Source organism: Citrobacter sp. C348, from assembly GCF_047467975.1.
In the GTDB taxonomy this organism is placed as follows: Bacteria; Pseudomonadota; Gammaproteobacteria; order Enterobacterales; family Enterobacteriaceae; genus Citrobacter; species Citrobacter gillenii.
The window spans coordinates 157,571-174,512 of the sequence record NZ_JASJUJ010000001.1 but is presented as its reverse complement, the minus strand read 5'-3'; the positions used below and the strand labels follow the sequence as shown (position 1 = coordinate 174,512).

Annotated in this window: 18 protein-coding genes; 12 read left to right on the top strand and 6 right to left on the bottom strand. The window is 53.8% G+C overall.

Annotation, left to right across the window (positions count from 1 at the left end):
* Nucleotides 1–10: 10 nt before the first annotated feature.
* The 11 genes from cbiK to ldtA all read left to right on the top strand — a co-directional run bounded on the left by cbiK (nucleotide 11) and on the right by ldtA (nucleotide 8,954).
* Nucleotides 11–805, top strand: a complete 795-nt coding sequence (gene cbiK / locus QNN86_RS00895) for a sirohydrochlorin cobaltochelatase (protein ID WP_115258164.1) — start codon at nucleotides 11–13, stop codon at nucleotides 803–805.
* Nucleotides 802–1,515 (top strand): cobalt-factor II C(20)-methyltransferase, encoded by a 714-nt coding sequence (locus QNN86_RS00890; protein ID WP_181498348.1) that lies wholly within the window; start codon nucleotides 802–804, stop codon nucleotides 1,513–1,515. The genes cbiK and QNN86_RS00890 overlap by 4 nt, the downstream gene beginning before the upstream one ends.
* Complete coding sequence (cbiM, locus tag QNN86_RS00885; protein WP_096756666.1) at nucleotides 1,512–2,249, top strand: cobalt ECF transporter S component CbiM; 738 nt, start codon at nucleotides 1,512–1,514, stop codon at nucleotides 2,247–2,249. The genes QNN86_RS00890 and cbiM overlap by 4 nt, the downstream gene beginning before the upstream one ends.
* 2 nt (nucleotides 2,250–2,251) lie before the next feature.
* Nucleotides 2,252–2,533, top strand: a complete 282-nt coding sequence (locus QNN86_RS00880) for an energy-coupling factor ABC transporter substrate-binding protein (RefSeq protein ID WP_096756667.1) — start codon at nucleotides 2,252–2,254, stop codon at nucleotides 2,531–2,533.
* Complete coding sequence (locus QNN86_RS00875) at nucleotides 2,520–3,197, top strand: energy-coupling factor ABC transporter transmembrane protein (RefSeq protein WP_181619492.1); 678 nt, start codon at nucleotides 2,520–2,522, stop codon at nucleotides 3,195–3,197. The genes QNN86_RS00880 and QNN86_RS00875 overlap by 14 nt, the downstream gene beginning before the upstream one ends.
* 8 nt (nucleotides 3,198–3,205) lie before the next feature.
* Nucleotides 3,206–4,021 (top strand): energy-coupling factor ABC transporter ATP-binding protein, encoded by an 816-nt coding sequence (locus QNN86_RS00870; RefSeq protein ID WP_414210522.1) that lies wholly within the window; start codon nucleotides 3,206–3,208, stop codon nucleotides 4,019–4,021.
* The gene (locus QNN86_RS00865) at nucleotides 4,018–5,538 is read left to right on the top strand and encodes a cobyric acid synthase (protein ID WP_414210521.1); all 1,521 of its coding nucleotides are present in this window, start codon (nucleotides 4,018–4,020) and stop codon (nucleotides 5,536–5,538) included. The genes QNN86_RS00870 and QNN86_RS00865 overlap by 4 nt, the downstream gene beginning before the upstream one ends.
* Entirely contained in the window at nucleotides 5,535–6,080 is a 546-nt protein-coding gene (cobU, locus tag QNN86_RS00860; RefSeq protein ID WP_181617203.1) for a bifunctional adenosylcobinamide kinase/adenosylcobinamide-phosphate guanylyltransferase, read from the top strand. Before QNN86_RS00865 ends, cobU begins: the two co-directional genes overlap by 4 nt.
* Nucleotides 6,077–6,820: an adenosylcobinamide-GDP ribazoletransferase gene (gene cobS, locus QNN86_RS00855; protein ID WP_181617202.1), complete on the top strand. Its 744-nt coding sequence runs from the start codon at nucleotides 6,077–6,079 to the stop codon at nucleotides 6,818–6,820. Before cobU ends, cobS begins: the two co-directional genes overlap by 4 nt.
* Before the next feature lie 25 nt (nucleotides 6,821–6,845).
* Nucleotides 6,846–7,910: a nicotinate-nucleotide--dimethylbenzimidazole phosphoribosyltransferase gene (gene cobT / locus QNN86_RS00850; protein ID WP_181617201.1), complete on the top strand. Its 1,065-nt coding sequence runs from the start codon at nucleotides 6,846–6,848 to the stop codon at nucleotides 7,908–7,910.
* 117 nt (nucleotides 7,911–8,027) lie between these two features.
* Complete coding sequence (gene ldtA, locus QNN86_RS00845; protein WP_181617200.1) at nucleotides 8,028–8,954, top strand: L,D-transpeptidase; 927 nt, start codon at nucleotides 8,028–8,030, stop codon at nucleotides 8,952–8,954.
* Nucleotides 8,955–8,984: 30 nt separating this feature from the next.
* Here the strand turns inward: ldtA and QNN86_RS00840 are convergent, their stop codons facing one another.
* The 5 genes from QNN86_RS00840 to QNN86_RS00820 form a co-directional block, all read right to left on the bottom strand.
* Complete coding sequence (locus QNN86_RS00840; protein ID WP_135911860.1) at nucleotides 8,985–9,659, bottom strand: ABC transporter ATP-binding protein; 675 nt, start codon at nucleotides 9,657–9,659, stop codon at nucleotides 8,985–8,987.
* 10 nt (nucleotides 9,660–9,669) lie between these two features.
* Nucleotides 9,670–11,358 (bottom strand): ABC transporter permease, encoded by a 1,689-nt coding sequence (locus tag QNN86_RS00835; RefSeq protein WP_181617199.1) that lies wholly within the window; start codon nucleotides 11,356–11,358, stop codon nucleotides 9,670–9,672.
* A complete protein-coding gene (locus QNN86_RS00830; RefSeq protein ID WP_181617198.1) occupies nucleotides 11,342–12,379 on the bottom strand; it encodes an extracellular solute-binding protein in 1,038 nt (345 codons plus the stop codon). The genes QNN86_RS00835 and QNN86_RS00830 overlap by 17 nt, the downstream gene beginning before the upstream one ends.
* Before the next feature lie 221 nt (nucleotides 12,380–12,600).
* Nucleotides 12,601–13,668 carry a TRAP transporter substrate-binding protein DctP gene (gene dctP, locus QNN86_RS00825; protein ID WP_181617197.1) on the bottom strand — a complete coding sequence of 356 codons (1,068 nt, stop codon included), beginning with the start codon at nucleotides 13,666–13,668 and terminating at the stop codon, nucleotides 12,601–12,603.
* Nucleotides 13,669–13,720: 52 nt separating this feature from the next.
* Entirely contained in the window at nucleotides 13,721–14,311 is a 591-nt protein-coding gene (locus QNN86_RS00820) for a nuclear transport factor 2 family protein (protein WP_181617196.1), read from the bottom strand.
* A gap of 109 nt (nucleotides 14,312–14,420) precedes the next feature.
* Between QNN86_RS00820 and QNN86_RS00815 the strand changes: the two genes are divergently transcribed.
* Nucleotides 14,421–15,308 carry a LysR substrate-binding domain-containing protein gene (locus tag QNN86_RS00815; RefSeq protein WP_414210520.1) on the top strand — a complete coding sequence of 296 codons (888 nt, stop codon included), beginning with the start codon at nucleotides 14,421–14,423 and terminating at the stop codon, nucleotides 15,306–15,308.
* 457 nt (nucleotides 15,309–15,765) lie between these two features.
* Here QNN86_RS00815 and QNN86_RS00810 read toward each other — a convergent pair whose 3' ends face one another.
* The gene (locus QNN86_RS00810; protein WP_414210519.1) at nucleotides 15,766–16,899 is read right to left on the bottom strand and encodes a hypothetical protein; all 1,134 of its coding nucleotides are present in this window, start codon (nucleotides 16,897–16,899) and stop codon (nucleotides 15,766–15,768) included.
* Nucleotides 16,900–16,942 lie beyond the last annotated feature (43 nt).

Genomic DNA, 16,942 nt, shown 5'->3' with positions numbered 1-16,942 from the left:
GGAGTTAGAGATGAAAAAGGCGCTTCTGGTGGTTAGCTTTGGTACCAGCTATCACGACACCTGCGAGAAAAATATTGTGGCCTGCGAACGCGATCTTGCGGCCAGTTGCCCAGATCGTGACCTGTTCCGGGCATTTACCTCCGGGATGATCATTCGCAAGCTTAAACAGCGTGACGGCATCGACATCGACACGCCGTTGCAGGCCCTGCAAAAGCTGGCGGAGCAGGGGTATCAGGATGTGGCAATTCAGTCGCTGCACATCATTAACGGTGATGAGTACGAAAAAATAGTCCGTGAAGTACAAAGCATGCGCCCGTTGTTTGCCCGCCTGACGCTGGGAGTTCCCCTGCTGAGCAGTCATGATGATTACGCACAACTGATGCTGGCGCTGCAGCAGCAGATGCCGTCGCTTGGTGAGCGCGAAAAAGTGGTGTTTATGGGGCACGGGGCCAGCCACCACGCTTTTGCCGCTTATGCCTGCCTCGATCACATGATGACCGCACAGGGGTTCCCGGCACGGGTGGGGGCGGTAGAGAGCTACCCGGAGGTGGATATTCTTATCGACAGCTTAGGTCGCGAAGGGATAACGGCGGTGCATCTGATGCCATTAATGCTGGTTGCCGGCGACCACGCTATCAACGATATGGCCTCCGACGAAGACGATTCGTGGAAAACATTATTTAATGCCGCAGGCATTCCGGCCACGCCGTGGCTGAGTGGTCTGGGTGAGAACCCGGCGGTACGCGCCATGTTCGTGGCACATTTACAGCAGGCGCTGAGCGTGGCGCTGGAGGAAGCAGCATGAGCGGTAAACTGTACGCATTGAGCACCGGGCCAGGTGCCTCCGATCTGATAACCGTGCGCGCGGCGCGCACGCTCGGCTCGCTGGATATTCTTTATGCGCCCGCCGGGCGTAAAGGTGGCGACAGCCTGGCGCTGTCTATCGTTCGGGAATATGTCGGTGAGCAGACTGAAATTCGCTGCTGCCATTTCCCGATGAGCGCCGACAGTGCCGAAAAAGAAGCCGTCTGGGATGAGGTCGCCGCTGCACTGGTTGCGGAAGTGGAGGCCGGCAAGCAGGTCGGTTTCATCACCCTCGGTGATGCCATGCTGTTCAGTACCTGGGTCTTTTTACTCCAGCGAATTGGTAATCCTGACTGGTTAGAAATTGTCCCCGGTGTGACCTCATTTGCCGCCATTGCCGCGCGTTCAAAAACGCCGCTCGCCATGGAGCAGCAGTCGCTGGCGGTGGTTTCGTGTACCGCGCCGGAAGCGGAAATCCGACAGGCGTTAAAGCAGCATGACAGCCTGGTGCTGATGAAGGTCTACGGTCGGTTTGCACGCATCAAGGCGTTGCTGCAAGAAGAAGGCATTCTGGACTGCGCGTTAATGATGTCCGAAGCCACGCTACCGGGTGAGCAGTGCTGGCGCCAACTCAGTGAAGTGAGTGACGATCAGCCGCTGCCGTATTTCTCGACCATTCTGGTCAATAAACAGTGGGAGTATGAAAGATGAAGCTAGAACACCAGCTAAAACAGCTGTCTTTCAGCGGGTTGGCTGCGGCGCTATTGCTGATGATTGTGCCTGAGCAGGCGTTTGCTATGCACATTATGGAAGGCTTTTTACCGCCGATGTGGGCGCTGGCCTGGTGGCTGCTGTTTTTACCCTGCCTGTGGTATGGGCTGGTGCGCCTGCGCCAAATTGTGCAGGAAGATAACCACCAGAAAGTGTTACTGGCCCTGTGTGGCGCGTTTATTTTCGTGCTGTCAGCGCTGAAAATTCCATCTGTTACCGGGAGTTGTTCGCATCCGACCGGGGTCGGTCTGGCGGTGATTCTGTTCGGGCCAGGCGTGGTGGCCATTCTCGGGGCCATCGTTTTGTTATTCCAGGCATTATTGCTGGCACATGGCGGTTTGACCACGCTGGGCGCTAACGGTATGTCGATGGCGGTTATTGGTCCGGTCGTCGGCTATATGGTGTGGAAGATGGCTTGCCGTGCGGGGTTCCGTCGTGATGTCTGCGTCTTCCTCTGCGCCATGCTGGCCGATCTGGTGACCTATTTTGTGACGTCGGTGCAACTGGGTGTTGCTTTCCCTGACCCGTCCGTAGGTGCTACGGGCTCCATCATCAAGTTCATGGGGATTTTCTGCCTGACGCAGATCCCAATCGCTATCGCAGAAGGCTTGCTCACGGTGATGATTTATGACCAGCTCACCAAACGGCAGCTCATCACCGCACAAGGACATTAACCATGAAAAAGACGCTGATTCTGTTAGCAATGGTGATTGGGCTGGTTGTCCTGCCATTTTTCATCAACCACGGTGGAGAATACGGAGGATCAGATGGCGAAGCGGAAAGCCAGATTCAGGCCATCGCTCCGCATTATGAGCCGTGGTTCCAGCCGCTGTATGAGCCAGCCAGCGGTGAAATTGAAAGTCTGCTGTTTACGCTTCAGGGATCGCTCGGTGCAGCGGTAATTTTCTACATTCTGGGTTACACCAAGGGCAGACAACGCCGTGATGACCGGTCTTGACAGGCTGAGCTACCAGAGCCGCTGGTTTCATGTCATACCGCAGCGCAAATTTCTGCTGTGGTTAGTGATGATGATTCTGGCGTTTACCCTGCCTCCGTTGGGGCAGGGTATCGAGCTGTTACTCATTGCCGCACTGAGCTGCTGGCTGCTGCGCATCTCTTTCTGGCGTTGGTGTCGCTGGATGGCATTGCCGTTTGGTTTTTTGCTGGTCGGGGTAGTGACGATCCTATTCAGTGTGAGTCGCGATCCGCATAGCTTACTGGTTAGTCTGCCGGTGGGTAGCTACTGGTTAGGCGTCACCGAAGCGGGTGTACTCACTGCCAATGCAACATTCTGGCGAAGCCTGGCGGCGCTGGCATCCACCTTTTGGTTGGTACTTAATCTGCCGTTCCCGCAATTAATTCTTTTACTGAAATGGGCGCGCGTTCCGCGCCTGCTGACTGAGCAGATCCTGCTGACCTGGCGATTTATTTTTATTCTTTTAGACGAAGCGCTCGCTATTCACCGCGCGCAAACGCTGCGTTTTGGTTATCGTAGCGTGCCGCTGAGCTATCGCTCGTTGGCAATGCTGGTGGGGCTGTTGTTTACGCGTGTGTTAATCCGCTATCAGCAAATGACCACCACACTGGATATCAAACTGTATCAGGGTGATTTTCACCTGTAAGGAAAAGTATGCTTGCCACCTCAGCGCTTTGGTTTCGCTATCAGGATGACCCGGTCCTCAAAGGGCTCACGCTGGATTTTTCCGCGCAGGCCGTCACTGGACTGGTGGGGGCCAATGGGTGCGGAAAATCCACGCTGTTTATGAACCTGAGTGGCTTGTTGCGTCCACAGCAGGGGGCGGTGATGTGGCAAGGAAAACCGCTGGATTACAGCAAGCGAGGCCTGCTGGCACTGCGTCAGCAGGTGGCAACCGTATTTCAGGACCCCGATCAGCAAATCTTTTATACCGATATCGACAGCGACATCGCCTTTAGCCTGCGCAATATTGGCGTGGCTGAAACAGAAATTGCCCGCCGGGTGGAAGATGCCCTGACGCTGGTGGATGCACAACATTTTCGTCATCAGCCCATTCAATGCTTAAGCCATGGACAAAAAAAACGCGTGGCGATCGCCGGCGCGTTGGTGCTGCAGGCGCAGTATCTGCTGCTCGATGAACCGACTGCGGGCCTTGACCCCTCGGGGCGTACGCAGATGATTGAGATTATTAAACGGATCGTGGCGCAGGGAAATCATGTGGTCATTTCCAGCCATGATATCGATCTTATCTATGAAGTGAGCGATGCGGTTTACGTTTTGCGCCGGGGAGAAGTGCTGACGCACGGCACACCCGGTGAGGTATTCGCGCGCACGGACCTGATTGAACAAGCAGGATTAACTCAGCCCTGGCTGGTGAAGTTGCACACAGAGCTAGGCTTCCCATTGTGTAAAACAGAGGCTGAATTTTATCGTTGTATGCGAGAGAACGCACTGAAGGAGGCGTCATGACGCAGGCAATAATGTTGCAGGGAACGGCATCTGATGTAGGCAAAAGCGTATTAGTCGCCGGGCTGTGTCGTATTTTTTATCAGGATGGACGACGTACTGCGCCGTTCAAATCGCAGAACATGGCGCTGAACTCGGGTATTACCCCTGAGGGGAAAGAGATGGGGCGCGCGCAAATTTTTCAGGCCGAAGCGGCAGGGATCACCCCGGATGTGCGTATGAATCCGGTGCTATTGAAACCGACCAGCGACCGCAAAGCGCAGGTGGTATTGATGGGCAAAGTGGCGACCGATATGGATGCGGTAAGCTACCACGAATACAAGCCGCGACTGCGCGAGCAGATCATTTCAGTTTATAACAGCCTGGCGCAGGAATTTGACGTCATAGTGCTGGAAGGGGCGGGAAGCCCGGCTGAAATTAACCTGCGCGATCGCGATATCGTCAACATGGGCATGGCGGAGATGGCGCAGTGCCCGGTTGTGCTGGTGGCGGATATCGATCGCGGCGGCGTGTTTGCCTCAATTTATGGCACGCTGGCACTACTGCACGATCATGAACGAGCGCGTGTAAAAGGCGTGATCATCAATAAGTTTCGCGGTGATGTAGCGCTACTGTACTCCGGTATTGAGCAGATTGAAGCGCTGACCGGCGTTCCCGTACTCGGCGTGATGCCGTGGCTGGAGGTTGATCTCGAAGATGAAGACGGCGTCGCGTTGCAAAAAGGCAAGTATTTACGCACCGACAAACGTGATATCGACATTGCCGTGGTGCAATTGCCGCATATTTCCAACTTTACGGATTTCAATGCGCTGGCCGCCCAGCCGGACGTTCGGGTGCGCTATGTTCGCCAGCCTGAAGAACTGGCGGGGGCCGATCTGGTGATTCTGCCAGGCAGCAAAAATACGCTCGGCGATTTAGTCTGGCTTCGCGAAAGTGGCCTTGCGCACAGCGTGTTGCAGCTACACCGTCAGAATGTGCCGGTGGTGGGGATTTGCGGTGGCTATCAAATGCTCGGCGAGACCATTATCGATGACGTGGAGTCGGGGCTGGGAACGCTGCCGGGCCTTGGCCTGCTCGATACCGTGACCCATTTTGCGCAGCACAAAACCACGACCCTGGTTGAAGGGCAAATGTCGGCCACGTTGCCGGACTGGCTGGCAGACGCCGCAGAGTTATCCGTTCGCGGCTATGAAATTCATATGGGTGAAACGACGTTATCCGGGGAATGTCGGTCGGTGATGACACTGCAAAAAGACGGCAGTAACGTCGCAGACGGCGCGGTCAGTCACGACGGTCTGGCGTTCGGCACCTATCTCCACGGTCTGTTTGACAGCGATGATTTCACCCGTGCGCTGGTTAATGGCCTGCGGGTACGCAAAGGGTTAGCGCCACTGGATTCAACCTTCCATTACGCGCAATATAAATCCCAGCAGTTTGATCTGCTGGCGGATGCGATGCGGCAACACATCGATATTGAGAAAATTTATACCATCATGCAGCAACACCGGGAGCCGGTATGATGATTCTGGTTACCGGCGGCGCCCGTAGCGGCAAGAGCCGTCATGCAGAGGCGCTGATCGCGGACTCCCCGAACGTGCTGTACATCGCGACGTCGCAGATTTTCGACGAGGAGATGGCGGCGCGAATTCAGCATCATCGCGATGGACGCCCCGCGCACTGGCGGACAGCCGAGCGCTGGCAACATCTTGATACGCTGATTACCGCCGGGAACGATCCGCACGAGGCGATTTTACTGGAATGCATTACCACGATGGTGACCAACCAGCTGTTTGCGTTAGGCGGTGACAGCTCACCAGATGGCTGGGACTACGCCGCGATGGAACGGTCCATTGAGGATGAGATCCGTGTGCTGATTGACGCCTGTCAGCGTTGTCCGGCAAAAGTCGTGCTGGTGACTAATGAAGTAGGGATGGGGATTGTTCCGGAAAATCGTCTGGCGCGGCATTTTCGCGATATTGCCGGGCGGGTAAACCAGCGTCTGGCGGCTGCGGCAGATGAGGTCTGGCTGGTGGTATCTGGAATTGGAGTCAAAATTAAATGAGTAAGTTGTTTTGGGCAATGCTCTCTTTTATCAGTCGCTTGCCCGTTCCTGCGCGCTGGTCGCAAGGACTGGAGTTCGAACAGTACTCGCGCGGCATCGTCATGTTCCCGCTGATTGGCGTGGTGCTGGGAGGGTTGACGGGACTGGTCTTCATGGCGCTGCAGCCGTGGTGTGGTATTCCGCTGGCAGCCTTGTTTGCAGTATTGACGCTGGCGTTGCTGACCGGTGGTTTTCATCTTGATGGTCTCGCGGATACTTGTGACGGCGTGTTTTCTGCTCGTCGGCGTGAGCGAATGCTGGAAATAATGCGCGACAGCCGGCTGGGGACCCACGGCGGCCTGGCGCTGATCTTTGTTCTGCTGGCGAAAGTGCTGGTGGTGAGCGAACTGGCTCTACGCGGAACGCCAATGCTGGCTGCACTGGCAGCAGCCTGCGTGGCAGGGCGTGGAACCGCCGTTTTGCTGATGTACCGGCATCGTTATGCCCGCGAAGAAGGGCTGGGAAATGTCTTTATAGGCAAAGTAACCGGACGACAAACCTGCGTTACGTTGGGGCTTGCGGCGATCCTTGCTGCTGTACTGCTTCCCGGCATGCGTGGAGTGGCGGCTCTGGTCGTCACGATGGTGGCAATTTTCATTCTTGGGCAATTATTAAAACGCACGTTAGGTGGGCAGACCGGCGATACGCTTGGCGCGGCTATCGAACTTGGCGAGTTGATCTTCTTACTGGCTCTGCTTTAGGCCAGTCAACACATTGAGAACCCTTATGCAGACTTTATCCGCTTTACTCCACGCGATCCCTACACCCGATAGTGCTGCAATGCTGCGTGCACAGCAGCATATTGATGGCCTACTTAAACCACCGGGCAGCCTGGGGCGTCTTGAGTCCCTGGCCGTGCAACTCGCCGGTATGCCCGGTCTGAAGGGTGTGCCGCGCGTGGGGGGGAAAGCGATGCTGGTGATGTGCGCCGATCACGGCGTCTGGGATGAAGGTGTGGCCGTTTCGCCGAAAGTGGTTACGGCGATTCAGGCCGCAAATATGACGCGTGGCACGACCGGCGTTTGCGTACTGGCGACCCAGGTTGGCGCAAAGGTTCATGTGATTGATGTGGGGATTGACGCTGACCCTATTCCTGGCGTGGTGAATATGCGCGTGGCGCGCGGCTGCGGCAATATTGCTGAAGGCCCGGCAATGCGCCGTTCTCAGGCTGAGGAACTGTTGCTGGAAGTGATGCGCTATACCCGTGAACTGGCAAAAGAGGGCGTGACCCTGTTTGGCGTCGGCGAATTGGGCATGGCCAATACCACGCCTGCGGCGGCGATTGTTAGCGTACTGACCGGCAGTGATGCCGCTGAGGTGGTGGGGATTGGCGCTAACCTGCCGCTCTCGCGGGTGGGCAATAAGGTGGATGTGGTGCGCCGGGCGATCGCCATTAATCAGCCCGATCCCACCGATGGTATTGATGTGCTGGCCAAAGTCGGTGGCTTTGATCTTGTAGGGATGACGGGTGTGATGCTGGGGGCTGCCTCCTGCGGTCTGCCGGTGTTGCTTGACGGGTTCCTTTCTTATTCTGCTGCGCTGGCTGCCTGTCAGATTGCGCCTGAGATTAAGCCGTACCTGATCCCATCACATTTTTCCGCCGAGAAAGGTGCCCGTACCGCCCTGGCGCATCTGGAACTGGATCCGTATCTCAACATGGGCATGCGTTTAGGTGAAGGCAGCGGTGCCGCGCTGGCGATGCCGATTGTCGAGGCCGCCTGCGCTATGTACAGCAACATGGGGCATTTAGCCGCCAGCAATATTGTGCTTCCGGACGGAAAAGAAGCCTAGTCAGCCGCACCCCGCTTCATGGCGGGGTTCTTATTGAGCGTGTTCGCCGTAACCCCGTTAACCCGATAAAAAAGCTATAATTAACGGATATCTGCTGCGGCGAAGGAAAGGACGAAGATGCGTCGTGTAAAACTGTTGTGTTCACTTATCATGCTACTTGCCAGTCAGGGAGCGCAGGCGGTGAGTTATCCGCTACCACCAGAGGGCAGCCGTCTGGTCGGCAGTCCGCTGACCATTACGGTGCCGTCAGCCAATACGCAACCGCTGGAAGCATTTGCTGCGCAGTACGGGCAGGGGCTGAGCAATATGCTCGAAGCCAATCCGGGGGTGGATGTCTATTTGCCAAAGTCTGGCTCTACGCTGGTGGTGCCACAGCAGGTTATTTTGCCGGATACCGTGCGTGAGGGCATCGTTATTAACGTCGCAGAAATGCGTCTTTACTATTACCCCAAAGACAGCAATACGGTTGAAATCTTACCTATCGGTATCGGTCAGGCAGGGAGAGAAACGCCACGTAATTGGGTGACGACGGTACAGCGCAAGCAGGAGGCACCGAGCTGGACGCCAACAGCAAATACCCGCCGGGAATATGCTGCTCGTGGGGAAAGCTTGCCGGCGTTTGTTCCGGCCGGGCCGGAAAATCCGATGGGGTTGTACGCCATTTATATTGGCAAGCTGTACGCTATTCACGGCACCAATGCTAATTTCGGAATTGGGCTGCGAGTCAGCCAGGGCTGTATTCGCCTGCGCAATGACGATATTAAATACCTGTTTGATACCGTGCCGGTGGGAACGCGGGTTCAACTTATCGACCGGCCTGTTAAATACAGCACTGAGCCAGACGGTAGCCGCTGGGTTGAAGTTCATGAACCGTTGTCACGCAATCGCAGCGAATACGAGTCAGATAAAAAGATCCCACTGCCGGTGACTCCGGCATTACGCAGTTTTGTGAGCGGAGAGGGAGTGGACGTCAGTCGTGCTAATGCAACGCTGGAACGCCGCTCCGGGATGCCAGTGAATATCAGCCAGGTGCAGAGATTCTAATCACTACCCCGCGCGGCCTGTATGTTACTGTCAGGCCGCGTGCTTCGTTTGAAACTGACCCATTTTCACAAAACCAATATGGTCCGCCATCAGCTGCGCTTCATGCTCACTGTGGGTGACCAGCAGCGCCGTTTGTCCGGCGGCGCGCAAAATATCCCGTACCTCGCCACCCAGACGCTCGCGGGTGCTTTTATCCAGACTGGAAAACGGTTCATCCAGCAGCAGAATATCCGGATGTGGCGCCAGGGCGCGGGCCAGGGCGATACGCTGCTGCTGCCCTCCAGAAAGCTCATGAGGGTAATGGCTGGCGTGGCTGTGTAGTTCAACCATTTTTAACAGCTCGGTGACTCTGGCCTGTTGCGCTTCTCGTGGCAGGCGGCGCAAACCAAAGGCCACGTTTTGTTGGGCTGTCAGATGTGGGAATAACGCGTATTCCTGAAACACCATGCCAACATGCCGTTTTTCCGGCGGCAGATGCACGCCGGGGCCAGCAACACGCCGCTGTGAAACATAAATCTCTCCGCGTTGCAGGCGTTCAAATCCGGCGACCGCGCGCAAAACCGTGGTTTTCCCACAGCCTGACGCACCCAGCAGGCAGGCGATTTCGCCTTTGCGCACCGACATTGAAAAGCCGGTCAGCACCGATTGCTGGCTGTTGCCGTAGGCCACGTGTACATCCTGGAGTCGTAACGCGATTTCTGACATTGTTGCTCTCTCAACCACGGCGCGTCATCTGATGACGAACCAGCAAAATAACAGGCAGTGTGCCGGCTAACACAATCATTAGCGCAGCAATTGCCCCTTCTTCATAGGTACCTCGCGCCGCTTCTGCATACAGCAGCGTGGCCAGCGTTTCGAAGTTTACCGGGCGTAGTAGCAGGGTAGTGGGCAACTCTTTCATTGCATCGGCAAACACCAGCAATGCACTGCTCACTAAAGCCGGGCGCAACAGCGGGAAATGCACGCGGGCAAATGTTCCGGCACCATTTTCGCCCAACAAACGTGAGGCTTGCTCAAGGGAAGGAGGAATACGGCCCAGCCCGGAATCCAGCGCGCCAATGGCAATGGCCTGAAAACGCATGGCACAACAAATGATCAGCAAGATACCGGCAGACATCAGCGGTAAACCGCGTATGTCGAGCAGATCGGCCAGCCAGCGGTCAACCGCCATCGCCGGAGGCAGAAAACCAATCGCCAGAATCGTACCAGGCACGGCGTAACCTAACGAGGCCAGACGCATCACACCGCGACGAAAGCCGGGCATGGCGTTGTCTGCGGCACTGTGACGGGCGCTCCACGCCACCAGCATACTGACGCAAATCACCACCAGCGTGGTGCCAGCCGCCAGCGATAGCGTGTTTTGTAATGCAGCAAGTAACGACGCGGACAGCGGATTCTCACCACCTAACCGTTTGGCGCTCTCCCACATCAAAAACAATACCGGGGCCAGGAAGCCCAGTACCACCGGGAGCGAAATCACGGCGCCGAGCAGCCAACCGCGCCAGCCGTGCACGCGTGTGGGTTGAATTTCGCGCAGGCTGCGGCTGCTGAACCCTTGCTTTCTGCGACCGTAAAACTCCAGCGTCAGAATAAAGAAGATAAACATCAGCATCATGCAGGCGATTTGCGCCGCAGCGGATAAATCAGAGCGCGAGATCCACGTGGTGTACACGGTGACGGTTAAGGTTTGTACCCCAAGGAATTCCGACGCGCCGATGTCGTTGAGTGTTTCCAGTAGCGCCAGGCTGATCCCGACCGCCAGCGCCGGACGGGCCATAGGCAGGGCGACGCGAAAGAAGGTTCCGCTGGCGCTGCAACCCAGCGTACGTGCGGCTTCGAGCAAATGCGCTGGTTGGCTGATAAACGTGGCGCGGGTGGTTAAATAAACATACGGGTACAGCACTAAACCGAGCAGCAGAATCGCCCCGGAAAGGGAACGTAAATCAGGCAAACGGAACTGTCGTGGGCTGTCGAAACCGAGTAAAAAGCGGATAAAGGTTTGCAGTGGGCCGATGGGATGCAGTAAATCGAGCCAGGCAAAGGCCACGATATAGGTCGGCATTGCCAGCGGCAACAGCAGCGCCCAGCTCAGGATCTTACGCCCGGGAAAGTCCCATGCCGTAACCGCCCACGCGCTGCCAACGCCAATTACGCCGACCATTACCGCGACGCCCGCCAGCAGCAGCGCAGTGTTTTTTAACGCGGAGGGCAACACCCAGGTGATGAGATTATCCCAGTGGGACAAATCAGCCTGGGTGGCCTGCCAGATGAGCGCCACAATCGGGGTCAGGACGCCAAGCGCAACGCACAGCGCGCCAAGATGTAACGGCGTTAATAATGACTGCGGCCCGGAAACCAGGCCGCGTAACGTCGGTAGCAATAGTGGTTTATTGATCGAATCCAACTTTATCTACCAGCAGACTAGCTTGTTTACGGTACTTCACGATTTCGGTTAACGGGATCTTGTCGACGTCGATTTCACCGATAGTGGCGCTGATAACCGGGTCGAGCGTGACGCCTTTGAGTACCGGGTATTCAAAGTTCGCTTTCGCGTACTGCTGCTGGGCAGGTGCAGAAACCAGATATTCCATCAGCTTAACGGCGTCGGCTTTGTTTGGTGCGTAACGGGCTACAGCGGCACCGCTGATATTGACGTGAGTGCCGCCTTTCTCAAATGTCGGTTTAACCACTTTAATGGCATCGCCCCACTGGCGTGCATCGCTGCCTTCTTTGGCATTTTTCATATGGCCGACGTAATAGGAGTTGGCGAGGCCAATATCACAAATTCCACCGAGGATATCGCGGGCAACGTCACGATCGCCGCCGGTCGCTTTACGTGCCAGGTTCGCTTTCACGCCGAGCAACCACTCTTCCGTTTTGGCCTCACCGTGGTGGGCAATCATGGCGGCAATCAATGCGGTGTTATACGGATGTTGCCCGGAACGGATACACACTTTGCCTTTGTACTCAGGGCTTGCGAGCTGCTCATAATGCCAGTTATCGATAGGCATCGATTTCTCAGCGTAGAGCACGCGTGCGCGCATGGAAAGCGCAAACCACTGGTTATCTGCATCGCGCAGGTTAGCCGGAATGGCGGTTTTCAGCGCATCGGACTCGACCGGTTGCGTTACGCCCGCTTCGACTAAATCGATGAGGTTACCGGCATCAACGGTCATTAACAGGTCGGCAGGGGAGTTCTTCCCTTCCGCTTTAACACGTTCAAGCATCCCATCCTTGATGTACACCGTGCTCACTTTTATACCGCTGGTTTTTGTCCAGCTATCGAGCAGGGGTTGGATCAGGCCTGGTTCACGGGTGGTATAAAGCGTTAACGTATCCTGTGCGAAAGCCGGCAGGCTGACGGAGAGGACCAGGGCAGATGCAAGCGTGATACGGCGCAGTCCGGTGCGAGGCAGAGCATTCATCGTTTATATCCCAGAGTAATTGGAACGTACAGTGACCCGAGCAGGCGCTCGTTCTTTTGGCCCGCGTACAATAAATGATAATCACTAGCACTTACAATAATGGCAAAGTTTAAACGATTTACATTTACATAACTTTAAACAACGGTGTGATGTGGTGTTTACTCGGCGAAAAGTGGTGGGTAGAGAGAGGGTGAGACTCCCTGCCTCTAGTTCATGGATAACTACCGTTTTACGCGCGCTTTTTGTGACAGGGTTTCATCCATAATGGCGCTAACTTGTTTCATCACCGTGCCTGCGTTTTTGACGCCTTTCGCTTCCTGCTCGTGGACCCACTTGGTTTGCGCAGCCCGATAATGGGTGGCGGTGTTCCACTGCGCGACCTCCTGCGATTGCAGAACGCGTACCGAGGCCCCAGCCTGGCGTAAATCGTCTATCTGGGTGTTAAAACACCGGTCCATGACTGAACCCAGAGATTGATACGCCGTTTCAGCCGCACGCTGAATGGCGGCCCGATCGACAGGAGAAAGCGCGTTCCAGGTATCTTTGTTCATCGCCAGAATGTAGAGATGGCCCAGCCACAGATCTTTGGCGAGAAGCACATTGGGTGCGAACTGATACGCTTTAAGATCGTAACCGCTGTCCACGTTCAGCATCATGCCATCGATTGCCCCCGTTTTTAGCGCGTTATAGGTCGCTTCACCCCAGGGCATGGTCACCGGCTTAGCCCCAGCGTTTTGCAGAAAATCACGGTGCCAGAAGCTGGCAGAGCGCCATGTGCCGCCTTTGATATCGCTCAGCGTCGCTATGGGCTTAGCGCTGAAAAAGGCCAGTGGATAGCCAGTGGCAAGGAAAATACTCACCACATTATTTTTCTCAAGCTCAGCCGGGAATGCCGGAATGTCAGCGTAGACGTGGCGGAAGAAGGTCACCTGTTGTTCACTGGCAGGGCCGACGGGAAAGCTTTTAAATATCTGATTCAGGGGCAGCGCGTCGGCGGTGTATTCAGGCACGACAATCGCCATATCCACTTTCCGTTCGTTGCCGACGTTGCGTAACGCATCGTAGCTACTACTGAGCTCTCCGCCCCAGTGCGCCTCTATTTTCAGGCGCCCGTTTGACTCTTTCTCAATGGCAGGGAAGAGCACGTCGTTGAGAAAGCGAGTACGCATCCCAGCCAGCGGTTCATGATCGCTGTAGGTCAGGGTTTGTGTAGCCGAAACCGTGGTCGGTAGCAGCAGGGCGGCGAACAGCATGGCCAGATATTTTCCAGGTGTCTTGTTAGGGCGCATACATTTCCTTTGCGTTGCTGAGATGAAAAAGGGCCAACGGCGGACGAAATTGTCAGGCTGGTTGCCCGGCTAACCAGCGTGCACCGCTCGCTTTCATGTGTTGTTCCAGAATGCTACCACGGGTGGCAAAGACGCGCTGGACCGGAAAACCGCTTTTTTCCAGCAGGTAAGCCAGCGCGGCGTACTCGCGTGGATATTTTCCTACCATACTTTGGTCAATGGCGACCATACCGAGCGGAAAGGTAAAACTGGCCATATCGTAAATACTCTGGCGATGGAACAGCTTCCAGACGCCATCGCGTTTTTCCGCCATATCATAGAAACGGTTATGACCAATGCAGCCCAGATTCAGCTTAACGTGTTCAGCGATAATCATGGCGTTGGTTTCAACAATAGCCCTTGTCGCATTGGCATTGAAGGTCACCACCGGCGTGCCAATCAGATGCTTGGTGCGCACATCTGACTCTCCCATTCGCATTGAGCCATCAACGAAATCGCTGGCGAGGCCTTCAAACCAGGTGATCTCGATGGTGCCGTCCGGGTGAAAAAGGTTGCGCAACTGCTCCCATTGTCCCAGATCCCGGTGCATCCAGCCCGTGAGAAGGTCGGTGATTTGTAGGCGGTCGTCCAAATAATTTTGCATAACATGTACTCCGGTACGGGATTGGATTTCAGTTTCGTCCGCAATAGAGATAAACTCAAATAGATAGATATGAATGATCAATCATTTTATTTGATGACGGAGTAACGATATGGATCTGCGCCACCTGCGCTATTTTCTGGCCGTTGCCGAAGAAGGGCATTTTGGTCGCGCAGCTCAACGCCTGAATATCGTCCAACCTGCGCTGAGTATGCAAATCAAGGCGCTGGAAGAGGAACTTGGTGGTCCGCTGTTTGTGCGTACCAGCCGTAAAGTGGAATTAACCGAAGCCGGGCGGCTATTACAGACCGAGGCGCAGCGCACGCTGGAGCAGGCGGATCACGCCCGACTGACCGTACAGCGCTCACTACGCGGTGAAACGGGTCATGTTCGCGTGGGTTTTGCCGGTAACGCCGTCTTTAGCGGCAAGCTCACCAACGATCTACGTGCTTTTCGCCGAACCTACCCCGATGCTGAGCTGGTGGTAAATGAAGTTGCCCCGTTGCAGCAAGTCGATGCTATCCTGACGGGACACCTCGACGTGGGTTATACCCCCGATCACCACAAAATCCATGACGCCGCGCTAATGGCTGAACAGATCGGTGTCTGGCACCGACAGGTGGCGATGGCTGACGACCATCCGTTAGCCGCTCAGGCGTCGCTGACAATCGATATGCTCGCCGGGCAGCCACTCATTTTTTATGACGCGCATGGGGCTGATGAGTCGCTTTACACCGCGCTCACCACAATTATGGGTCATGCTCCGCGTATCGCCCAGTGCACCGCTAGCACCCTAAGCGTGCTTGCGCTCGCTGCCGCCGGGCAGGGGCTGGCGCTGGTGCCCGATCCTCTGCAGCATGTGAATATTCCTGGATTGGTATACCGCCCACTGGATGCGCCGGAACTGTCGGCGAATCTGATGCTCATCAGCAGGCAACAAGAGAATAAGGGGGCCGTACAGGCTTTTCTGCATATAGCGCGTGAAAATGCGGGAGTATAAAAGCAAGAAGCCTGCTTAGTTTCCTAAGCAGGCTTCTTAAATATGGCTCCTCTGACTGGGATCGCCTTTGCCAGTAACTGGCTAATATGTAAGCTAAACCTGAATCCGCTGCTTGTCAAGACCACCAGAGTGACCACCAATAGATGCGGGTTACATCAATCTGGTATTAGCGTTCGCGGCACACCACACACAGCGGCCAATAAATTTCTGCCTACTAAAAATAGGCCTAACGTTGAATATTTACCGTTTTCCACCCCTCCCCCCTTTAAATACAATGATTTTGCGGTGTTCAAACGACTTTTTACGCTGTGAAATGCTGGCAGTGCATAACCATTATGGTCAGGTATGTTGCCAGTATTTAATAATATGACGGAGGTAGATATGTATGAAGATGTGAGTTGCTTCTTTGTAATTAATATCACTACTTGCTATGGTGGCTTCTACAATTAATGTTATTTTACGTGAATAGTTTGTTATTAATGAAATGAAATCCAAATCCAGGGTCAGTGAATTTTAGGTCAAATCTTCCTTTATTATACTCATTGGCTAACTCATTCTCATATAATTCTGATATTCGCCCCCAGCATTTAAATTCTATAATTTCAGCATCTTCAAGCATAAATTCACGCAATGTTATCCAGTTTGATGGTGCTTCAGGCCAAGTTGAGCTGATTTCACGCAAATAGAAGTCCGCGTCATTTATGATTTCCCATAATGAATAGGTATTACCTGTGGATTCGTACTTCCATATTATATGCTGTAGTTCTGCTGCTATGCCTTTTTCATTACATGTAAAATACAAGTTATTTTTGAACGGGTTAATATCTACAATTGTAATGCTATATGCTGCAAGACTGTACTTTCTGAAATCTCTCCATAAAAATGCGAAACCATGTGAGTGGAGTCGTGATGCTTTATTGACCATTCTTTGAAATGATGACTTAATTTGTTCGATGTTTTTTTCAATGTCATTTACCTCGCCTCCAGAATAGATGTTCTTTCCATAAATACAAAATTGATAGCCACTAAAATCTTTTGGCCTAAGTTTTTTAGCGCTATAAGATTTCGTTAAAATCGCAGGTCTTATACACTCAAGTTTAATTCCAGACTCATGTTTTACTGGTCGTAAGCAAAGAATACTCCTATTTAACCAAAAAATCTCATTGAATATATAATTTTTGATTAGGGTTGGCCAGTCATTAGATATGACTATATTTATCACATCCCCATCGGACATATTTGGAAAGTAAGTTTTCAAGGCATTGGTATATGCTCCCAGTTCGGTGCCGGCTTGTCTGGTTGGATTTGGTATATTCTTAATTTCAATAATTACCCATGCTTCGTAGTCAACTGCATATAAAAGAAAGTCCGGGCGTAAAATCTCATCGGAGAATTGTGATATATCTTGATCTTCGCAAACTACTTTAGTATTTGATAATGTTTTCAAACAATAATTATAGCTGTCTGAAATTTTTTTATCGACATAAGAGTACTCCTCGTCTGAAAGTGGAATTATTAAGCTAGCTAATCCGTCCACTTTACTTAGCTCTGAGCTCAACCACATTTGCATTTCTTTTTCAGATTTGAACAAATCATCCTCACTTATTATATATAACGCTTGACTGCTTGTGCTA

Excerpts from the sequence above, each read along its gene's own strand:
- cbiK (WP_115258164.1), top strand. The coding sequence starts at position 11 with ATGAAAAAGGCGCTTCTGGTGGTTAGCTTTGGTACCAGCTATCACGAC.
- QNN86_RS00890 (WP_181498348.1), top strand. The coding sequence starts at position 802 with ATGAGCGGTAAACTGTACGCATTGAGCACCGGGCCAGGTGCCTCCGAT.
- cbiM (WP_096756666.1), top strand. The coding sequence starts at position 1,512 with ATGAAGCTAGAACACCAGCTAAAACAGCTGTCTTTCAGCGGGTTGGCT.
- QNN86_RS00880 (WP_096756667.1), top strand. The coding sequence starts at position 2,252 with ATGAAAAAGACGCTGATTCTGTTAGCAATGGTGATTGGGCTGGTTGTC.
- QNN86_RS00875 (WP_181619492.1), top strand. The coding sequence starts at position 2,520 with ATGACCGGTCTTGACAGGCTGAGCTACCAGAGCCGCTGGTTTCATGTC.
- QNN86_RS00870 (WP_414210522.1), top strand. The coding sequence starts at position 3,206 with ATGCTTGCCACCTCAGCGCTTTGGTTTCGCTATCAGGATGACCCGGTC.
- QNN86_RS00865 (WP_414210521.1), top strand. The coding sequence starts at position 4,018 with ATGACGCAGGCAATAATGTTGCAGGGAACGGCATCTGATGTAGGCAAA.
- cobU (WP_181617203.1), top strand. The coding sequence starts at position 5,535 with ATGATGATTCTGGTTACCGGCGGCGCCCGTAGCGGCAAGAGCCGTCAT.
- cobS (WP_181617202.1), top strand. The coding sequence starts at position 6,077 with ATGAGTAAGTTGTTTTGGGCAATGCTCTCTTTTATCAGTCGCTTGCCC.
- cobT (WP_181617201.1), top strand. The coding sequence starts at position 6,846 with ATGCAGACTTTATCCGCTTTACTCCACGCGATCCCTACACCCGATAGT.
- ldtA (WP_181617200.1), top strand. The coding sequence starts at position 8,028 with ATGCGTCGTGTAAAACTGTTGTGTTCACTTATCATGCTACTTGCCAGT.
- QNN86_RS00840 (WP_135911860.1), bottom strand. The coding sequence starts at position 9,659 with ATGTCAGAAATCGCGTTACGACTCCAGGATGTACACGTGGCCTACGGC.
- QNN86_RS00830 (WP_181617198.1), bottom strand. The coding sequence starts at position 12,379 with ATGAATGCTCTGCCTCGCACCGGACTGCGCCGTATCACGCTTGCATCT.
- dctP (WP_181617197.1), bottom strand. The coding sequence starts at position 13,668 with ATGCGCCCTAACAAGACACCTGGAAAATATCTGGCCATGCTGTTCGCC.
- QNN86_RS00820 (WP_181617196.1), bottom strand. The coding sequence starts at position 14,311 with ATGCAAAATTATTTGGACGACCGCCTACAAATCACCGACCTTCTCACG.
- QNN86_RS00815 (WP_414210520.1), top strand. The coding sequence starts at position 14,421 with ATGGATCTGCGCCACCTGCGCTATTTTCTGGCCGTTGCCGAAGAAGGG.